We start from the raw sequence: 19,379 nt of genomic DNA, 5'->3' as shown, positions 1-19,379 counted from the left end.
ATCTAGCCCGCTACGACGTTCTGGCCGAGATCCCGATCCGCCGGCGAGCCTTTCAGGCCGCGCCAGAACAGGTCGATCATCAGTTCGGCCGCCTCGTCGACTTCGGTGTCGCCGGTGGACAGCCGGTTGGCTATCGCCTCGCCCGCACCCACCAGGGCCACGGCCGTCGTCTCGATCTCGGCGTCGGCTCGCGGGTTGCGGGTGCCGGACCGCAGCAGCCCGGCCACCAGGTCGATGATCTGCTCGCGTCCCTCACGCACCTTGTGGGCGAACGCCTGCGAGCTGGTGGCCTGGGTGTACATCACGATCCACGACGCCCGGTTGGTGTCGATGTAGCGCAAGAACGACCCGATGGTGTTGCGCAGCAAGTCCTTTGGGCTCCGGTTGAAGTCGATGTCGGCGCGCACCGCTTCGATGAACCGGCTCATCTCACGGTCCAGGCAGGCGCCGAACAGATCCTCCTTGGAGCCGTAATACAGGTACAGCATCGGCTTGGAGATCTGCGCTTCGGCGGCGATGGCGTCCATCGAGGTCTCGTGGTAGCCGTTGACCGAGAACATCTGCACGGCGGCATCCAGCATCTGCTGCTCACGGACAGCACGCGGCAGTCGCTTGGTACCACCTGCCATTTCGCCTACCCCTCTATGACCCCTCTATCTCTACCTAAGAGTAAGCACTAGGGCCCGCACTTCGGGCTGTGGCCCTTCATCGCGGCCACTCGCTTCACCGAAGCGTCGATATCCGGCATCTTCAATTCGCCTGCTGCCAGCGCCTTTTCCAGCCGGTCCAGGACCGCGGGCACCTCGTCGGTGGTGACCCACAGGGCGACGTCGGTACCGGCCTGCAAGGCGCGCAGCACCGCGTCGGATACGCCGTATTTGCTCGAGATCGCGACCATGCTGGACAGGTCGTCGCTGAACACGGGGCCGTCGAAGGGTGGGCCGCCGTAGCCGATGCCGTCGCGCAGCAGGTCCACCGCGGCCTTGCTCAGGCTGGCCGGGTCGTCACCGGTCAAACCGGGAACCTGCAGGTGACCCACCATCACGCCGACCGGGGTTTGCGTGACCAACGTCCGGTAGGGCACCAGGTCGTTGCCCTGCAGCTGGCTCAGCGGCGGCGCGGTCACCCGACCGGTGTGTGAATCGCCGGAGCCATGGCCGTGGCCGGGGAAATGCTTGAGCACCGGCAGCACCCCGGCGTCGCGCAGGCCTTGGGCGAACGCCCCGGCGTAGGCGGTGACCGTCTGTGGATCAGAGCTGAACGACCGGTTGCCGATCACGGTGTCGTCCGGGGCGTCCGTGACGTCGACCACCGGGGCGAAGTCGATGGTGATGCCCAGCTTTTTCATCGCCTGACCGCGCTGCAGCGCCAGGTCGTGGACCTGCTCGACGGGGGTTTGGCTCTGGACCAGCTGCCGGGGCGACGGCGCCGTGCCGATCCTCGACTTCAACCGCGAGACCCGTCCGCCTTCTTCGTCGACGCTGACCGCCAGAGGCAACGGTCCGGGGTTGGCCGCGATGTCGGCCAGCGGGCCGTCGAAAATCGACATGTCGGTCCAGCTCCCGATGAAGATACCGCCGACGTGATGGTTGGCGACGACGGCTCGGGCGTCGTCGGCGTTCTTTATGCCGACCATCAGCAGTTGAGCCAGTTTGTCGCGCGGCGGCAACGTGGTCGGGTCACCGCAGTTCGGCGTCGGAGGCGCGGCCGTCGGCGTGGTGACCTTGCTTGACGGTGTGGCCGAAGGCTTCGGGCCGGTGTGGCTGCAGGCCATCAGCAGCGCCGACACGGCGGCAAGCACAGCCAGGGTACGCGGAAAAGCCATCGGGCCATGGTGTCACGGCCCGATCCCGGCTTGCGGATCCGGGGCCGCCCCGCTAAGAGCTCCGGCCATAGCCGGGCCTGCTAGGTTGGCTGTTGCGACCGCAAGCCCCGAGGAGCCGATCGATGAACCGGATCATTGCGCCCGCCGCCGCGAGCGTGGTGGTTGGGCTGCTGCTGGGCGCGGCCGCCATCTTCGGGATCACGCTGATGGTGCAGCAGGACACCAAGCCGCCCCTTCCGGGCGGCGATCCGCAGTCGTCGGTGCTCAACAGGGTTGAGTACGGGAACCGTAGCTAGCCCGGCGGCCAGGACGGCTCGGGCGGCTCGGGCAGCGCAGGCTAAGCCTGCGGAACCGGACTCGCCGGCCGTGCCGCTGTCCCGCAGGTGGCTGCTGTTGGTCGGAGCGGTCGCGCTGGCGTTGACGTTCGCGCAATCCCCGGGACAGATCTCCCCCGACACCAAACTCGACCTCACCGCGAACCCGCTGCGCTTCCTGGCGCGGGCGACCAACCTGTGGAACAGCGAGCTGCCGTTCGGCCAGGCGCAGAATCAGGCCTACGGCTACCTGTTTCCGCACGGCGCGTTCTTTTTGATCGGCCACCTGCTGGGAGTGCCCGGGTGGATCACCCAGCGGTTGTGGTGGGCGCTGCTGTTGACGGTTGGCTTCTGGGGTCTGCTGCGGGTCGCCGAGGCGCTGGGCATCGGCAGCCCGTCGTCGCGCGTGATCGGCGCGGCGGCGTTCGCGCTGTCGCCCCGGGTGCTGACCACGCTCGGCTCGATCTCGTCGGAAACCTTGCCGATGATGCTGGCGCCGTGGGTGCTGCTGCCCACGATCCTTGCCCTGCGCGGTACTGCTGGCCGATCGGTGCGCGTCCTCGCCGCGCAGGCCGGGCTGGCGGTCGCGCTGATGGGCGCGGTCAACGCCATCGCGACGCTGGCCGGTTGCCTGCCCGCCGTGATCTGGTGGGCCTGCCACCGGCCGAACCGGTCGTGGTGGCGCTACACGGCGTGGTCGCTGCTGACCGTCGCCCTGGCGATCCTGTGGTGGGTGGTGGCGCTGGTTCTGCTGCGCAACGTCAGCCCCCCCTTCTTGGACTTCATCGAATCCTCCGGTGTGACGACGCAGTGGTCGTCGCTGGTCGAGATGCTGCGCGGCACCGACAGCTGGACCCCGTTCGTGGCACCGACCGCCACCGCGGGCGCTCCGCTGGTCACCGGATCGGTCGCCATTCTGGCCACCTGCCTGGTCGCGGCGGCCGGACTGGCCGGCCTGGCCAGTCGCGATATGCCGGCGCGGGGGCGGCTGGTGACGATGCTGCTTATCGGGGTGGTCTTGATGGCCGCCGGCTACAGTGGCGGGCTGGGCTCGCCGCTGGCCCACCAGATACAGGCGTTCCTGGACGCCGGCGGCGCACCCCTGCGCAACGTGCACAAGCTGGGATCGGTGATCCGGATCCCGCTGGTACTCGGCTTGGCGCAAGTGCTGGGCCGGATACCGCTTCCCGGTAGTGCGCCGGTGCAGTTGTGGCTCGGCGTTTTCGCGCATCCCGAACGCGACAGGCGGATGGCGGCCGGAATTGTCGTGCTGACCGCGCTGATGGTCAGCACCTCGTTGGCCTGGACGGGCCGGCTCACCCCGCCGGGCGCGTTCGGCGCGATACCTCAGTACTGGCACGAGGCCGCCGACTGGCTCAGCGAGCACAATGCCGCTAAGACCGGAACACCCACTGGCGAACGCGTCCTGGTGGTCCCGGGCGCGCCGTTCGCCACCCAGGTGTGGGGCACCAGCCACGACGAGCCGCTGCAGGTGCTCGGCAGCAGCCCGTGGGGAGTCCGCGACTCCATCCCACTGACACCGCCGCAGACGATCCGCGCGCTGGATTCGGTGCAACGCCTGTTCGCGGCCGGGCGCCCTTCGGTTGGCCTGGCCGATACCCTTGCCCGCCAAGGCATTTCGTACGTGGTGCTGCGCAACGACCTAGACCCCGAGACATCGCGGTCGGCGCGCCCGATCCTGGTGCACCGCGCCATCGCGGGGTCACCAGGGCTGCAGCAGGTGGCGCAGTTCGGTGCGCCGGTGGGCCCCGGCACCCTGGCGGGCTTCGTCGCCGACAGCGGGCTGCGCCCGCGCTATCCCGCCGTGGAGATCTACCGAGTCACAGTTGCCAGCGATCCCGGTGCGCCTTACTTCGCCGATATCGACGGGTTGCCGCGTATCGACGGCGGGCCCGAAGTACTGCTGCGCCTCGACGAGCGACGCCGGCTACTGGGCCAGCCGGCGTTGGGTCCGGTGTTGATGAACGCCGATGCCCGGAGCGCCGGGCTGCCGATGCCCAGTGGGACCGGGGTCACCGTCACCGACACCCCGGTGGCGCGCGAGACGGACTACGGCCGGGTGGACCAACACTCGTCGGCGATCCGGGCGGCCGGAGACGCCCGGCGTACCTACAACCGGGTGCCGGATTACCCGGTCGGAGGCACCGACACGGTTTTCGGCGGGTGGACCGGCGGCCGCATCACGGTGTCGAGCTCATCGTCGGATGCCACCGCCATGCCCGACGTCGCGCCGGCCACCTCCCCCACCGCCGCGATCGACGGCGACCCGGCAACCGCGTGGGTGTCCAACGCGCTGCAGGCCGCCGTCGGGCAGTGGCTGCAGGTGGATTTCGACCACCCGGTGAGCAACGCCGTCATGACGGTCACGCCCAGTGCGACCGCCGTCGGCGCCCAGGTCCGCCGCATCGAGATCGAGACCGCCACCGGCAGCACCACCCTGCGCTTCGACGAGGCCGGCAAGCCGCTCACCGTGGCGCTGCCCTACGGGGAAACCCCGTGGGTGCGACTCACCGCCGCGGCCACCGACGACGGGTCGGCCGGCGTGCAGTTCGGCATCACCGACCTGACGATCACTCAGTACGACGCGTCCGGATTCGCCCACCCGCTCACTCTGCGGCACACCGTCCGGGTTCCCGGGCCACCACCTGGCTCGGCGGTCGGAGGTTGGGACCTGGGGTCGGAGCTGCTCGGCAGGCCGGGCTGCGCCCCGGCACCCGACGGCATGCGCTGCGCGGCGTCGATGGCGCTCGCGCCCGAAGAGCCGGTCAATTTCAGCCGCACGCTGACCGTTCCGAGTCCGATGTCGGTGACCCCGACGCTGTGGGTGCGACCGCGGCAGGGTCCCAAGCTGGCCGACCTGATCGCCGAGCCGGATACCACTCAGGCCCACGGCGATTCCGACGGGATCGACATCCTCGGCTCGGCATATGCGGCCACCGACGGCGACCCGGCCACCGCATGGACGGCACCGCAGCGGGTGGTGCAACACAAGACCCCGCCGACGCTCACCCTCACCCTGCCGCGGCCGACCGAGGTCGCCGGGCTGCGCCTGCTCCCCAGCCGGTCGAGCTTGCCCACGCACCCGACGCTGGTGGCCGTCAACCTCGGCGACGGCCCGCAGGTTCGGAAATTGGATGTGGGCCAGCCACAAACGCTGTCGCTGCAACCCCGGGTCACCGACACCGTCACCCTCAGCCTGCTCGACTGGCAAGACGTCATCGACCGCAACGCGCTGGGATTTGACCAGCTCAAGCCGCCGGGGCTGGCCGATGTCGCGGCGCTTGGCGCCGACGGCAGGCCGATTGCACCCGCCGACGCCGCCCGCAACCGGTCGCGCGAGATCGTCGTCGACTGCGACCACGGCCCGGTGATCGCGGTGGCCGGCCGGTTTGTGCACACCTCGATCCAAACGACGGCAGGCGCGCTGCTGGACGGCGGACCGGTTCGCGCCGTCGCCTGCGACCGCGACCCGATCGCGCTGCCGACCGGGCAGCAGGAGTTGCTCATCAGCCCCGGCGAGGTGTTCGTCGTGGACGGAGCCCAGCTGTCGACCGCGGGCGGCGCCGCCGCCGGTAGCCCCTCGGTGGCTCCGGCGGCCACGGGGGCATGGGACGCGAGCCGCCGAGAGATACGTGCCTACGCATCGGCCACCCCCCGGGTGCTGGTCATTCCCGAAAGCATCAACCCCGGCTGGGTGGCGCGCACCAGCACTGGGGCGCGGTTGACGCCCGTGGCCGTCAACGGCTGGCAGCAGGGCTGGGTGGTGCCCGCGGGCAACCCCGGCACCATCACCCTGACCTTCGCGTCCAACTCGCTGTACCGGGCGGGTCTGGCGCTGGGCCTGGCGCTGCTGCCGCTGTTGGCCTTGCTGGCTTTCTGGCGTATCCGGCGCACACGCGCCGACGAGGCACCGGCACACCCCTGGGCGCCCGGGGCCGTGGCCGCGGTCGCGGTATTGGCCGCCGGGGCGGTGATCGCCGGCGCGGCCGGGGCCGTGGTGGCGGGCGCCGCCCTCGGTCTGCGGTACGGGCTGCGCCGCCGGGAGCGATTGCGCGACCGCGCCACCGTGTGGCTGAGCGCCAGCGGGCTGATCTTGGCCGGAGCCGCACTGTCCCGGCACCCCTGGCGATCCGTCGACGGTTACGCTGGCCACTCCGCGAATGTGCAACTGCTGGCCCTGATTTCGCTCGCCGCGGTGGCCGCGTCGGTGGTGAGCATGCCTTGCTGCGAGCCGCTGGCTCGTGACTAGTAGTTGGCTACGGGTTTACCGGCTGGTTGACTGGATACGCGCGTTGGTGTGTTCGCCGGCGCCCGAGGAGTTACGGCCATGGGATGGTTTTCGGCACCCGAGTACTGGCTGGGCAGGCTGGTGCTCGAGCGTGGCGCGGCAGCCCTCTACCTGATCGCCTTCGTCGCCGCCGCGCGGCAGTTCCGGGCACTCATCGGCGAAGACGGGATGCTGCCGGTACCACGGTATTTGGCCAGACAGTCCTTCTGGCGCAGCCCAAGCCTGTTTCATCTGCGCTATTCCGATCGGCTGTTCGCCACCGTGTCCTGGTCGGGGGCGGCGCTGTCGGCGGCGGTCGTGGCCGGGGCGGCTGACCTGGTTCCGTTGTGGGCCGCGATGTTGATGTGGCTCACGTTGTGGGTGCTGTATCTGTCGATCGTCAACGTCGGGCAGACCTGGTATGGGTTCGGCTGGGAGTCGCTGCTACTGGAGACGGGATTTTTGGCGATCTTCCTCGGCAATGACCGCACTGCTCCCCCGGTGCTGACCTTGTGGCTGGCGCGATGGCTGCTGTTCCGGGTCGAGTTCGGTGCCGGGCTGATCAAGATGCGCGGCGACCCGTGCTGGCGCAATCTGACGTGCCTGTTCTACCACCATGAAACCCAGCCGATGCCGGGGCCGTTCAGTTGGTTCTTCCATCACCTGCCCAAGCCCCTACACCGAATTGAGGTGGCGGGCAACCACTTTGCCCAGCTCGTCGTGCCGTTCGGGTTGTTCGCTCCGCAGCCGGTGGCGAGCGTGGCCGCAGCGATCATCGTCGTCACCCAGCTGTGGCTGGTGATCTCGGGCAACTTCGCGTGGCTCAATTGGGTCACGATCATCCTGGCGTGCAGCGCGATCGACGACAGGTCGGTGGCGGCGCTGCTGCCGATCCGTGCGCTGCCAGCGCTGCCGGGACCGCCATCGTGGTTTACCGCGCTGGTGATCGCGTTCACGGCCGCGATGGTGTTCCTGAGCTACTGGCCGGCGCGCAACATGCTTTCCTCTCATCAGCGGATGAACATGTCCTTCAACCCCTTTCACCTGGCGAATACTTACGGAGCATTCGGCAGCATCGGTCGCATCCGCAGGGAGGTGGTGATCGAGGGCACCGACGAGCCGGAGATCACCAAGCAGACGCTGTGGAAGGAATACGAATTCAAGGGCAAGCCGGGTGCGGTGCGGCGGCTACCGAGACAATGGGCGCCCTATCACCTGCGGCTGGATTGGCTGATGTGGTTCGCGGCGATCTCGCCGGCCTACGCGCAGCCCTGGCTGACACCGTTTTTGCAGCGGCTGCTGCGCAATGATCCGCCGACGCTGCGGCTGTTGGCGCACAATCCCTTTCCGGAATCGCCGGCCCGGTATGTGCGCGCGCAACTCTATGTGTACCGCTTCACCACCCCGGCCGAGCTGCGGCGTGACCGGGCATGGTGGCGTCGCACGCTGGTAGGCGGTTACGTCCGGCCCATGACGCTGCATAACGCGACGAAATATCAAGGCCGCTAACGTAATTAGCCTGGGCTTGGAGGAGAGATGTCGAGCAGGCGATTCCTCTGCTCGATGAATTGCTCGTCGCTGATCAGGCCCTCGTCGCGCAGTCGGGCGAATTCACGTATCTCGGCCGCGACTCCCGTCACCACAGTGCGCGGGTCGCTCTGCGCGGGTGCGCCCTCACCGGTAACCGGTGCGCCTTCCGCCCTCATTGCCTGCCGCCCAGCCGCAGCCGCCTTGCCCGGCTCACAACCGCGGGCGCCAAACGTGTCGCCCACGGCCCACGCGGCGGTGCTGGCCAGCGCGATGTCGCCAAAGGTGCCTCCGAAACCGGTTGCCATCGCGTCGTCGGCGCCGATGCTGGCAGCCGGCAACGCCAACGCGATCGGGCGGGGTTGGCGACGCAAGCTGGTGGTCAACTTGTCGGCGGGGATCATGTCGACGGTCGTGGTGGGGATCTTCGTGGTGGCCAAGTTCACCGAAGGCGCGTGGCTGATTGTTGTCGTCTTTCCGGTGCTGGTGCTGATCTTGATGCGGCTCAACCAGAAATACCGCGCCGAGGCTTCCGTGCTGGAAATGGCGCAGACCGAACATCTCGACCTGGCTCGGCATCCGCGACTACGGGTGCTGGTGTTCGTGGATTCGATTGACCTCGCCGAGATCGAGGCCCTGCGTCATGGCGATGGGATGCATGCCGACGAGCTCACCGCGGTGCACTTTGTCATCGACGTTGACCATGCCATGGCGCTGCGGGAGCGCTGGGACCGCTTCGAACACGACACCCCGTTGCAGGTGATCAACTGCCCGGATCGTCACCTGAGTAAGGCCGCACACGATTTCGTCTGGCGCGAGCTCAGCAATCATCCGAACACCATGGTCACCGTGCTTTTGCCGCGTCGAACCTATTCGCCGCTGCTGGGCCGGCTACTGCACGACCGCACCGCGGACAAGATGGCCCGCGCCGTCAGCCGCATCCGGGGTGCGACCGCCATCATCGTGCCCTACGACATCGAGTCGCGGATCGCACGAATTGCCCCAGTCGGCCATGAGCCTCGGAACGGGAAAGTCGTTGGCAACACGGAGGCACCGATCACCAGCCTCGTGGGCGACTGAACTACAGCGTCTCGTCCAGCTCACCGAGCCGGTCGGTGAGCCGCAGATTCTCGGAGTAGTCGACCGGGCAGCAGATCAGCGACACGCCGTCGTCGTCGAGTGCGGCCTGCAAAGTTGGCAATAACTCCGCGGCGCTGGTGATCCGATAGCCCTTGGCGCCAAAGCTTTCCGCATAAGTCACCACGTCGGGGTTGCCGAACCGTACGTAGTAATGCGCTCCGAGCTCGAGGTCCATCTTCCATTCGATCAGGCCGTATCCGCCGTCATCCCAGATCAGCACCACCAGCGGTATGCGCTCCCGGACAGCGGTCTCGATCTCCTGCGAGTTCATCAAGAACGCGCCGTCACCCACCACGGCGAGCACCTTCGACTCGGGCCTGGCCAGCTTGACACCGAGCGCCCCCGGCAGCGCGAAGCCCATGGTGGACAAGCCGTTTGAGATCAGGCAGGTGTTGCGTTCGTAGGTCGGATACAGCCGCGCCATCCACATCTTGGTAGCGCCGGTGTCCACCAGCACCACGTCGTCGCGGCCCATTGCCGCGCGGGTATCGGCGACCACCCGCTGCGGCGCCAGCGGGTAGCGCGAATCTTCTTGCCCCCTGGCGAATTCCTCGGCCAGCAGGCCGGAGCCGGGGATCTCCGGATCGGCCTCGTAGCCGTGGCCGGCGAGCGCGTCCGTCAGCGCGTCGAGCGAGGCGCTGATGTCGCCGATGATCCCGACGCCGACCGAGTAGTGGGCGTCGACCTCGGCCGGGAACCGGTGGATGTGGATGATCTGCTTGTCGGCCTGCGGGTTGATCCGGACCGGGTCGAACTCCTGCAGTTCGTAGCCGACCGCGATGACAACGTCGGCGTTGTCGAACCCGAAGTTGACGTAGTCGTGCCGCATGAAGCCGATGGTCCCGATGCTGTTGGGGTGGTCGTCGGGCATCACCCCCTTGCCGTGAAAGGTGTTCGCCACCGGGATGGCGAATTCCTCGGAGAACCGCACCAGCGCCTTGGTCGCGTCGGCGCGGGCGGCGCCGTGCCCGGCCAGCACCACCGGCCGCTCCGCCGTGCGCAGGATGTCAACGGCGCGTTCCACCTGACCGGGCGCCGGGGCCTCGGCACGAACGACGTTGCGCGGCAACGGCGTCAGGTCGTAATCGTCCTCGTCTGCATCGATGTGCTCGGGCACCGCCAAGTAGACCGCGGCCGGGCGTTCGGTCTCGGCGACCTTGAACGCCTTGCGGAACATCTCCGGTATGGCGCGCGCGGTGGGGACGCCGGCGGCCCAGCGGGTGATCGGAGCGAACATCGACACCAGGTCGACGTACTGGTGTGACTCCTTGTACTCGCGATCCTGGCCGACCTGCGCGGAGATCGCCACCATCGGGGTGCTGTTGGTGGTGGCGTCGGCGACGCCGAGCTGCATGTTGATCGCGCCCGGGCCCAGGGTCGCGGAAACCACCGCCGCGCGGCCGGTGACTCGCCCATACATTTCCGCCATGAACGCCGCACCCTGCTCGTGCCGGGTCAGCACGTACCGGATGCTCTTCGAAGAGGCCAACGCCTGAATGAAGCGGATGTTCTCCTCGCCGGGTATCCCGAAGACGACAGACACGCCCTCGTTTTCCAGGCACCTGACCATCAGCTGAGCGGCTTTACTCATCCGACACCTCCCTCTGGGAACGATAGTGGCACGCTAGGTGTTGGACCTTTTTGCAATGGACCCCAACGAACCCCATAAAGGAGGGTCAGCGTGCCCATCGCCAGCGTCAACCCGGCCACCGGCGAGACAGTCAAGACCTTCACCCCTGCAACGGACGACGAAGTCGACGCCGCGATAGCGCGCGCCCACGAGCGCTTCCTCGACTATCGTCATTCCACCACCTTCGCCCAGCGCGCCGAATGGGCCAACGCCACCGCCGACCTGCTGGAGCAGGAAGCCGACGACGTCGCCGCCATGATGACCCTCGAGATGGGCAAGACCCTGAAGTCGGCCAAAGCCGAAGCGCTGAAGTGTGCCAAGGGTTTTCGCTACTACGCGGAGAACGCCGAGAAGCTGCTCGCCGACGGGCCGGCGGACGCGGGCAAGGTCGGCGCCAAAAAGGCCTACATCCGCTACCAGCCGCTCGGAGTGGTGCTGGCCGTGATGCCGTGGAACTTTCCGCTCTGGCAGGCCGTCCGGTTCGCCGCGCCCGCGCTGATGGCGGGCAACGTCGGCCTGCTCAAGCACGCCTCCAATGTGCCGCAGTCTGCGCTGTATCTCTCCGACGTCATCACCCGCGGCGGCTTCCCGGAGGGCTGCTTCCAGACGCTGCTCGTTTCGTCCAGCGCCGTCGAGCGCATCCTGCGTGACCCCAGGGTCAAGGCGGCCACCCTCACCGGCAGCGAACCGGCCGGCCAATCGGTCGCCGCCATCTGTGGCGATGAGATCAAACCCACCGTGATGGAGCTCGGTGGCAGCGACCCGTTCATCGTCATGCCGTCCGTAGACCTCGACGAGGCCGTCAAGACCGCGGTCACCGCCCGGGTACAGAACAACGGCCAGTCCTGCATCGCCGCCAAGCGCTTTATCGTGCACACCGACATCTACGACGCGTTCGTCGACAAGTTCGTCGAGCGGATGGAGGCGCTGAAGGTCGGCGACCCGACCGACCCGGACACCGATGTGGGCCCGCTGGCCACCGAGTCGGGCCGCGACGAGATCGCACAGCAGGTCGACGACGCCGTCGCGGCCGGGGCGAAGATCCGCTGCGGCGGCATGCGTCTCGACCAGCCGGGGTGGTTCTACCCGCCCACGGTGGTCACCGAGATCACCAAGGACATGGCGCTGTACACCGAGGAGGTGTTCGGCCCGGTCGCATCGATGTACCGCGCTTCGGGCATCGACGAGGCCATCGCGATCGCCAACGCCACGACCTTCGGGCTGGGGTCCAACGCCTGGACCAACGACGAAGCTGAGCAGCAGCGCTTCGTCGACGACATCGAGGCCGGCCTGGTCTTCATTAACGGGATGACGGTGTCATACCCGGAGCTGGGTTTCGGTGGCGTCAAGCGGTCGGGCTACGGTCGCGAGCTCGCGGGGCTCGGGATCCGCGCGTTCTGCAACGCCAAAACCGTCTGGGTCGGCTAGCCCCGATACGCCTAGGCCGTTGCGGCCAAGGCCTTCTCATCCTCGTCGGCGAAGGTGTCCTCGAGCTGCACCGGCGAGTAGTCGAGGTCGATCTCTTCGACCGGCCGGCCGCGGGCACTGGAGATCGTGCCGAACCGTCGCATCCCCTTGTCGGAGGAGTACTGCACGAACTCCTCCACCGACAGGTTGAACGGGATGGGGTCGTAGAGGGCGAAACTCTGCTCGGTGGCTTGCAACGCCAACGGGATGAGCTCGTTCATCCGCGTTTCGAAGACCGTCCAGTTGGCGTCGTCGGCGGCCACGTGGCGCCGGCAGGTGAAGGTGCCCCAGGCCATGTGGCGCCGCTCGTCGTCCCCGATGCGTCGGACCAGCTCCTGCATGCCGGGCAGGATGCCGCGGTCCACGCAGATCTTGTGCCAGGCAAAGTAACCGGTCAGGGCCAGCATGCCCTCGACGACGTGGTTGTAGGTCACGGCAGCGCGGATTTGGGCGGCCGGTGAAGGATCTGTTGTCAAGGCGTTGAGGCATTCCGGGAGTTCCTGGTAGAAGATCTGCCGGTATGCCGGGAGCTCATCGAGGTAGCAGTGCAGGTCCTCGGTGATCCCGACGGCATCCAGCCACAGCCGGAATACCTGAGTGTGCTTGGCCTCTTCGAACGCGAACTGCGTCAAATACATCTCGTCGCCCAGCCTGCCCTCGGCCCGCATCGCGGCCATGAACGGCTGGATGTCCTCGGTCACCGCCTCCTCCCCGGCGATGAACTGAGCGCACAACCGGGTGGCCAAGTGCCGTTCGTCGTCGGCCAGCTTCTCCCAGTCCGCCCGGTCACGGGAGAAGTCGATGTCGGCCGGATCCCAGAACTTCGCGTTGCCCCCGGCGAACAGCTTCAACGGCAGGCTGTCCCAGTTGAGCCCGCCCGCAGCGAGCGAGCCTGAACGTGTCCGTATCACGTGACCTCCTCAGATTTCATGGCCGGATTCGGGGAGAATGCCGCCGACAGGACGGCGACGAGCCTGCGCACGGCCAGTGCCGGCTGTTCCGGTGTGGGCTCGTCGAGCCCGAGGACCGGATCCAATCCGCGCATGTGGGGAGCCAGCGCCAGGTGCGGAAAGATCAACAGCAGCAGCGACAGCAGCGCGTCGTTGTCGGCATCCGCACGCAGGTCGCCCTGCGCCGCGGCGTCGCGCACCAGCGGCCGCAGCACCTCCAGGTAATGGCGGTGGATGACGCTGCGCACACTTACGCGCGCCTCAGTGTCCACCTCCAACGTCGCCGCGGCGTGCAGCGCACGCTCGTGCGGGTGATCGGCGAAGTAGGCAATCCAGGCGTCGAGCCAGTCGGTGAGGAATTCAAAAAACGGCCTGCCGGGGTCGAGCTCGCGGATGCGGCCCTCCATATAGAAGCGCACCCGCTGGCTGGCGATGTCGGCGATGAACGCGTAGAGGTCGCGCTTGTCGGCGAAGTATTGGAACAGGCTGCCCTTGGCGACTCCCGCCCGCCGGGCGATGACGTTCAGGCTGCCCCCGGAGAATCCGTGCGCCCCGAACTCCGCCTCGGCGGCTTCCACGATCGCGGCGCGCCGGGCCGGATCGACACGCGCCCACGTCACTGTCGGCATGCAACCCCCCTTTGCGTGGATGACCAGTGGTCATTCTACTGTGATCGGCGTCACAGTCAAGGGCGCGCCACAGAGCCCGAACGTGACGCCGCGGTCACGCTGGAAGTAGAGCGTGACTGCACCGTCACGTTCGGCACGGCGATGGTCACGGGCGCATTTCATAGGCGCCATTGAGCGGCAGCACGTGTTCCTTCCAGACCTGTTCGTAGCGGCCGCGGTCGTTGACCGGGCGCCGGATCATCCGCATCGCGAAACGCGCCTGCTCGTCCGTCGTCGCCGCCTTGTCTTGCAGTTCAACGGCATAGGTGTTGAAGTCGCGCACCAGCAACGCGAAGATCTCGTCGATCAATGGCTCGTCGACCCGGGACATCGGGGCCTCCTCCAGGATGAGCTGCGCGTACGGGACCAGCGCGAAGAGTTGGCCCACGCCGAAGGCGAAGTCGATGTCCTTCTGCTGCGCCGCATCTGGAGTGGCGGAGGCCAGCATCTCGGCGAGCACGTCGATCTGGTCGCGCAGCAGCGCGACGTTGGGAAGGTGGGCGTAGCCGTTGAACGACGCGCGCCAGTCGTGGAAGCGGACCTTGCCCAGGCCTCCGGTGGGTCCCTGGGCGAACAGGAACGAGTCGTCGGCCGCGTCGTCTCGGCGACCGATCACGGGCAGTGCGGCATCGGGGGCGAACAGGTAGTTGGGCATGAACTTGGCCAACAGCCCGATGTTGATGTGGACGGTGCCCTCCAGCCGCGGCAGCAGGCCGATCTCGCGGGACACCGTCTCGAAGAAGGTGTCCTTCTCCACGCCCTTGGCGGCGATGACGTCCCACAGCGCGGTGATGACCCGCTCCCCCTCGCTGGTGACCTTGGCCTTGGTGAGCGGGCTGTAGAGCAGGTAGCGCCGGTCGTCGGCCGACGCGCTGCGCATGTAGTCGCAGGCGCGGGTGGCGACCAGCCGCATCGCGACCAGCCGCACGTAGGCGTCGGTCAGCAGCCGCCGCACGTGGCTGAAGTCGGTGACGACGGTCCCGTACAGGTAGCGGTTGGCCGCGTGGGTGATCGACTCGTACATGGCGTGCGTGCACATGCCGATGGCGCCCCAGCCCAGGTTGTACTTGCACACGTTGACGGTGTTGAGGGCGGCGTGGAACGCGTCCATGCCGCGGTGCAGCATGTCGGCCTCGGTGACCGGGTAGTCGCGCAGCGCGTAGTTGGCCACGTAGTTCTGCGAGTTGACGACGTTCTTGCGCAGGTCGTAGCGGTCGTGCTGGGAGTCTGCCGCGAAGAAGACGTACTCGGGGTTTTCTGGGGTCCCGTCGATCTTGCCGAAGGTCGAGACCATCCGGGCCACGTTGGCGTTGCCGATGTAGTACTTCTCGCCGCTGGCGGTCCAGCCGTGTTCCGACGGGGTCAGAATCATGTCGGTCTTGTAGACGTCGGCGCCGTGTCGTTGCTCGGACAGGCCGAAGGCGAACACCTCGCCCTGCTCCAGCTGGGCGGCGGCCTTGCGCTTGGCGTCCTCGTTGTTGCTCATCCAGATCGGGCCCAGGCCCAGCGCGGTCACCTGGAAGGGGTACCAGTAGCTCAGCCCGTAGAAGCCGATGATCTCGGCGAACTCACTGATCCGGTAGGTGTCCCAACGACAATCGCCGGCGCCGTACTCGGTTGGCGTCAGCAGGGGCGCGAAAATGCGTTCCTCGGCGATGAAGTTGAGGAAGCCGGAGTACCACACGCGCTCGTGGTCGTCGTGCTTCAGCCGCGCCTTGCCGCGCGACTCGAAGAAGTCCACCGTCGCGGCCATGATCTCCCCCGAGCGCGCGTCCGGGTATTTGCGTTGCAACCGGTTGGGATTGAGCAGCATGAGGGAAACGTACTGCAAACGACCCTGTTGGTGAACCTTCTAATTAGGGGCAGCAGCGACTTAGCATCAGGTACGTGTCAGAACTAAATACCGCTCGCGGAACCATCGATACCGCCGATCTGGGCGTCACGCTCATGCATGAGCACGTCTTCATCATGACCACCGAAATCGCGCTGAACTATCCCGACGCCTGGGGCGACGAAGAAAAGCGGGTGGCCGACGCCATCAGTCGGCTCAACGAGCTGAAGTCCCGCGGCGTGGACACCATCGTCGACCTCACCGTGATCGGGCTGGGCCGCTACATTCCGCGCATCGCCCGGGTGGCGGCGGCCACCGAGCTGAATATCGTTGTGGCGACTGGCCTTTACACTTACAACGACGTGCCGTTCCGCTTCCACTACGAGGGACCCGGCGGGTTGCTGGGCGGCCCGGAGATCATGACCGACATGTTCGTGCGCGACATCGAGCAGGGCATCGCCGACACCGGGATTAAGGCCGGGATCCTCAAGTGCGCCACCGACGAACCCGGCGTCACCCCCGGCGTCGAGCGCGTGCTGCGCGCCGTCGCCCAGGCGCACAAGCGCACCGGGGTGCCGATTTCCACCCACACCCATGCGGGTTTGCGGCGCGGACTGGAGCAGCAGCGCATCTTCGAAGAGGAAGGCGTGGACCTGAGCCGGGTGATCATCGGGCATTCGGGCGACAGCACCGACATCGGCTACCTCGAGGAGCTGGTCACCGCCGGCTCCTACCTGGGTATGGACCGGTTCGGCATCGACGCGATCTCACCGTTCGAGGACCGGGTGAACACCGTGGCGACGATGTGCGAGCGCGGGCACGCCGACAAGATGGTGCTCTCGCACGACGCCAACTGCTACTTCGACGCGTTGCCCGAGGAAGCGGTTCCGGTGATCATGCCGAATTGGCACTACCTGCACATCCACAACGACGTGATCCCCGCACTCAAGCAACGCGGTGTCACCGACGAGCAGCTGCACACCATGCTGGTCGGCAACCCGCGCCGCATCTTCGAGCGTCAGGGCGGGTATCAGTGACGGGGCCGATCCCACCGATCGGCGCGCAGATTTCGGCGCTGGCCGCCCTCGCCCCCGACGAGCCCGCAGTCACCTGCGATGGGCTGACCATCACCCGCGCCGAGCTCGACCGGTCGACGAACCGATTGGCCCGGGCCTACGCCGAGCGTGGCGTCGGCGTCGGCGACTACGTGACCATGGTGCTGCCCAACTCGATCGAGTGGATCCAGGCCGCGGTCGCGTGCTGGAAGCTGGGCGCGGTGCCGCAGCCCCTGTCCGCACGGTTGCCGGACGCGGAGTTACAGGGCCTGCTGGACTTGCGGCCGCCCGCCTTGCTGGTGGGTCGTGACCAACCGGAAATACCAAGCGTGCCAGCCGGTTTCACTCCTGACCCGGCCTCCAATCCGGCATTGTCCGACGCCGCATTGCCCGAAGCGGTCTCGCCGGTGTGGAAAGCGATGGGGTCCGGCGGCAGCACCGGTCGGCCCAAGCTCATCGAATCCGGCGGTGACAGCCGGATACCGGCCGCCATCGGCTATCCGCTCGGCGCGCAGGAGGGCGACACCACCTTGGTGCCGATCCCGCTGTCCCACAACACCGGCTTCACCACCGCGACAATCGCTTTGCTGATGCGCCACCACCTGGTGTTGATGAGCCGGTTCGACCCGCAGCAATTCCTCCGGCTGATCACCGACCACCGCGTCACGTTCCTGACGACGGTGCCGACGATCATGCAGCGGACGCTGCCGGTCTACCACGCCGACGCGCAGGCCTACGACTTGTCGTCGCTTCGACGGTTCTGGCACATGGGGGCGCCGTGCCCGCCTTCTGTCAAGGAGGCATGGATTGAGCTCGTCGGTCCCGAAGTCGTCTGGGAACTCTACGGCGGCACCGAATTACAAGCGCTCACCTTCATCTCCGGCGATCAGTGGCTGACGCACCGGGGCTCGGTCGGCGTCGTGGTCGCCGGGGAGATGAAGGTCCTCGACGACGACGGTAATCCCTGCCCGCCCGGGGTGGTCGGCGAGATCTACATGCGGCCCAACCCCGGTAGCGCGCCGACGTACCGCTACGTCGGCACCACGGCGAAGAGCCGCGACGGCTGGGACTCGCTGGGTGATCTCGGCCATTTCGACGAAGACGGATTTCTCTACCTGTCGGACCGCCGGGTCGACATGTTCACCGTCGGCGGCCGCAACGTCTACCCCGCCGAGGTCGAGGGCGCACTGTCGGCGCACCCAGAAGTGCTGTCGTGCCTCGTCGTCGGTGTACCCGACCCGAACTCCGGTGATCTCGGCCAGGTGCCGTACGCTCTGGTGCACACGGCCGACGGCTCGGCGCTGGATGCCGAAGGCGTGAAAGAGTTTCTGCGCGAAGGTATTTCGTCATACAAGGTGCCGCACATCGTCGAATTCGTCGACACCCCGCTGCGCGACGACGCCGGCAAGGCACGCCGCTCGGCGGTGCGCGACGAGATCATGGCGCGATTGAGTCCGCCTCAGCATCGATGACCTGGCCTGTTGGCGCCGGCTGGGTGCGTTTCTCCCAGCGCCGCAACGCTTCCCGGGCGGGCGACTCGACCAGGCCGTAGCTGACGGCCGCGATCGCGAAGCCGAAGATCAGCGTCAACACCAACACTTCTGCCATCCGCCCGGTGAACGGGAACGTCCCGATCACCGGGAACACCATGGCCAGCGCGGCCAAGTGCCAGATGAACAGGCCATAAGACCAGCGGCCCAGCGTCACCATCGCGGTGCTGCCCAGCAGCCGGTGCGGAGTGTCGGGGCGATCCAGCACCAACGGCGCCACCAGCGCCCACGCCACCACCGAGCCCATGGCCGCCTTCACCGCGAACTGCAGGTCGCTGCCCACGGCCAGCCCCGCCGGGCCGGCCAACGGGGAGGCCGCCACCAGGTAGGCCAGCACCGCTAGCACCGCCATCGCCACCCGCCGGCGCGCCAACCGGTGCGGCAATCCGATCGGGCTGTGGACCCACTCGGCCAGCAACATTCCCGCCGCGAACCAGGAGAAGAACGCCGGCGGCCAGTTGAGCGGGTTGATCCCAAGCTGGGTGTGCCCCGAACATATGGGCACCCAGGCCCAGGCCCAGCTGAGGGCGCCCAGGGCGGCGATCGCCGGCACCCGCACGCGTACCGGGACCCGGCGGGCCAACAACGCCAGGATCGGCAGTGCCAGGTAGAAGGTGACCTCGACGGACAGGCTCCACATCTGGGTCAGGCCGCCGGTCAGGGTGAGCGGCACATAGATCTGGGTCAGCGTCAGGTTTGCCAACCACACCGTCAGGCTTGCGTGATCGGCGTCGGGCAGCAGCGACAGGATCACCACGACGGCCACCACATAGGCCGGCATGATGCGGACCACCCGCGATCGCAGGTAGTGGCCGGTGGCGGGCCGCAGATCCTTAAGGCCCGGGTCTCGTGCCGCCGCGGCGTGCCCGCGCCACAACAGGAATCCCGACAGCGCGAAAAACACCGCCACCGCGAGGTCGAAACGGCCGAATAGCCGGCCCGCGACACCGCTGGAGTGCCCCGTCTGAAATGCGACGTGCGTAACCACCACACCCATGGCCGCGCAGGCGCGCATACCCTCGACGGCGGGCAGGAAACTGCGGGTCCCACCCACCTGCTGGCCACCGGTCACCATCACAGTCTGCCTGCCGCGTGTTGCTGTTAGGGTCGAACGGGTTTTGCTTCGCTGCTTGG

14 protein-coding genes and 1 pseudogene are annotated in these 19,379 nt (G+C 67.5%); 7 read left to right on the top strand and 8 right to left on the bottom strand.

Annotated features, from left to right (window positions below; genetic code table 11):
* Positions 1-2 precede the first annotated feature (2 nt).
* Together ACLP9N_RS06165 and ACLP9N_RS06160 are read right to left on the bottom strand one after the other, a co-directional pair.
* The gene (locus ACLP9N_RS06165; protein WP_442406556.1) at positions 3-629 is read right to left on the bottom strand and encodes a TetR/AcrR family transcriptional regulator; all 627 of its coding nucleotides are present in this window, start codon (positions 627-629) and stop codon (positions 3-5) included.
* Positions 630-676: 47 nt separating this feature from the next.
* Entirely contained in the window at positions 677-1,825 is a 1,149-nt protein-coding gene (locus tag ACLP9N_RS06160; RefSeq protein ID WP_442406555.1) for a glycoside hydrolase family 3 N-terminal domain-containing protein, read from the bottom strand.
* 122 nt (positions 1,826-1,947) lie between these two features.
* Here ACLP9N_RS06160 and ACLP9N_RS06155 point away from each other — a divergent pair, with 122 nt between their 5' ends.
* The 3 genes from ACLP9N_RS06155 (at position 1,948) to ACLP9N_RS06145 (ending at position 7,936) form a co-directional block, all read left to right on the top strand.
* Entirely contained in the window at positions 1,948-2,121 is a 174-nt protein-coding gene (locus ACLP9N_RS06155) for a DUF2613 domain-containing protein (RefSeq protein ID WP_065443914.1), read from the top strand.
* Between the two features lie 70 nt (positions 2,122-2,191).
* Complete coding sequence (locus ACLP9N_RS06150; protein ID WP_442406554.1) at positions 2,192-6,409, top strand: alpha-(1->3)-arabinofuranosyltransferase; 4,218 nt, start codon at positions 2,192-2,194, stop codon at positions 6,407-6,409.
* A 78-nt stretch (positions 6,410-6,487) separates the two neighbouring features.
* Positions 6,488-7,936 carry a lipase maturation factor family protein gene (locus ACLP9N_RS06145; RefSeq protein ID WP_442406553.1) on the top strand — a complete coding sequence of 483 codons (1,449 nt, stop codon included), beginning with the start codon at positions 6,488-6,490 and terminating at the stop codon, positions 7,934-7,936.
* A gap of 5 nt (positions 7,937-7,941) precedes the next feature.
* On the opposite strand, the gene ACLP9N_RS06140 is transcribed toward ACLP9N_RS06145, so the two are convergent.
* A complete protein-coding gene (locus ACLP9N_RS06140) occupies positions 7,942-8,262 on the bottom strand; it encodes an SHOCT domain-containing protein (protein WP_442406552.1) in 321 nt (106 codons plus the stop codon).
* Between the two features lie 52 nt (positions 8,263-8,314).
* Here ACLP9N_RS06140 and ACLP9N_RS06135 point away from each other — a divergent pair.
* Positions 8,315-9,007 (top strand): annotated as a pseudogene (locus ACLP9N_RS06135) (DNA-binding protein); the annotation flags it as partial.
* A 28-nt stretch (positions 9,008-9,035) separates the two neighbouring features.
* Here ACLP9N_RS06135 and ACLP9N_RS06130 read toward each other — a convergent pair.
* Entirely contained in the window at positions 9,036-10,685 is a 1,650-nt protein-coding gene (locus ACLP9N_RS06130; RefSeq protein ID WP_442406551.1) for an acetolactate synthase large subunit, read from the bottom strand.
* A 90-nt stretch (positions 10,686-10,775) separates the two neighbouring features.
* On the opposite strand from ACLP9N_RS06130, the gene ACLP9N_RS06125 reads away from it, so the two are divergent.
* Positions 10,776-12,152 (top strand): NADP-dependent succinic semialdehyde dehydrogenase, encoded by a 1,377-nt coding sequence (locus tag ACLP9N_RS06125; protein WP_442406550.1) that lies wholly within the window; start codon positions 10,776-10,778, stop codon positions 12,150-12,152.
* A gap of 11 nt (positions 12,153-12,163) precedes the next feature.
* Here the strand turns inward: ACLP9N_RS06125 and ACLP9N_RS06120 are convergent, their stop codons facing one another.
* The 3 genes from ACLP9N_RS06120 to ACLP9N_RS06110 form a co-directional block, all read right to left on the bottom strand.
* Positions 12,164-13,102 carry a R2-like ligand-binding oxidase gene (locus ACLP9N_RS06120; RefSeq protein ID WP_442406549.1) on the bottom strand — a complete coding sequence of 313 codons (939 nt, stop codon included), beginning with the start codon at positions 13,100-13,102 and terminating at the stop codon, positions 12,164-12,166.
* On the bottom strand, positions 13,099-13,770 hold the full coding sequence (locus tag ACLP9N_RS06115; RefSeq protein ID WP_442406548.1) for a TetR/AcrR family transcriptional regulator: 672 nt from the start codon (positions 13,768-13,770) through the stop codon (positions 13,099-13,101). Before ACLP9N_RS06115 ends, ACLP9N_RS06120 begins: the two co-directional genes overlap by 4 nt.
* A 145-nt stretch (positions 13,771-13,915) precedes the next feature.
* Entirely contained in the window at positions 13,916-15,622 is a 1,707-nt protein-coding gene (locus tag ACLP9N_RS06110; RefSeq protein WP_442406547.1) for an acyl-CoA dehydrogenase family protein, read from the bottom strand.
* Positions 15,623-15,696: 74 nt separating this feature from the next.
* On the opposite strand from ACLP9N_RS06110, the gene ACLP9N_RS06105 reads away from it, so the two are divergent.
* Together ACLP9N_RS06105 and ACLP9N_RS06100 are read left to right on the top strand one after the other, a co-directional pair.
* Complete coding sequence (locus ACLP9N_RS06105; RefSeq protein WP_442406546.1) at positions 15,697-16,677, top strand: phosphotriesterase-related protein; 981 nt, start codon at positions 15,697-15,699, stop codon at positions 16,675-16,677.
* Positions 16,674-18,167, top strand: a complete 1,494-nt coding sequence (locus ACLP9N_RS06100; protein ID WP_442406545.1) for an AMP-binding protein — start codon at positions 16,674-16,676, stop codon at positions 18,165-18,167. The genes ACLP9N_RS06105 and ACLP9N_RS06100 overlap by 4 nt, the downstream gene beginning before the upstream one ends.
* On the opposite strand, the gene ACLP9N_RS06095 is transcribed toward ACLP9N_RS06100, so the two are convergent.
* Positions 18,133-19,320 carry an acyltransferase family protein gene (locus ACLP9N_RS06095; protein ID WP_442406544.1) on the bottom strand — a complete coding sequence of 396 codons (1,188 nt, stop codon included), beginning with the start codon at positions 19,318-19,320 and terminating at the stop codon, positions 18,133-18,135. The two genes, ACLP9N_RS06100 and ACLP9N_RS06095, sit on opposite strands and share 35 nt — an antisense overlap.
* Positions 19,321-19,379: the final 59 nt, after the last annotated feature.

Origin of the sequence: Mycobacterium sp. (assembly GCF_052144515.1) — a bacterium.
Classification (GTDB): domain Bacteria; phylum Actinomycetota; class Actinomycetes; order Mycobacteriales; family Mycobacteriaceae; genus Mycobacterium.
Note: the sequence above shows the minus strand (reverse complement) of the source record. Positions and strands in the feature narration are given on the sequence as shown.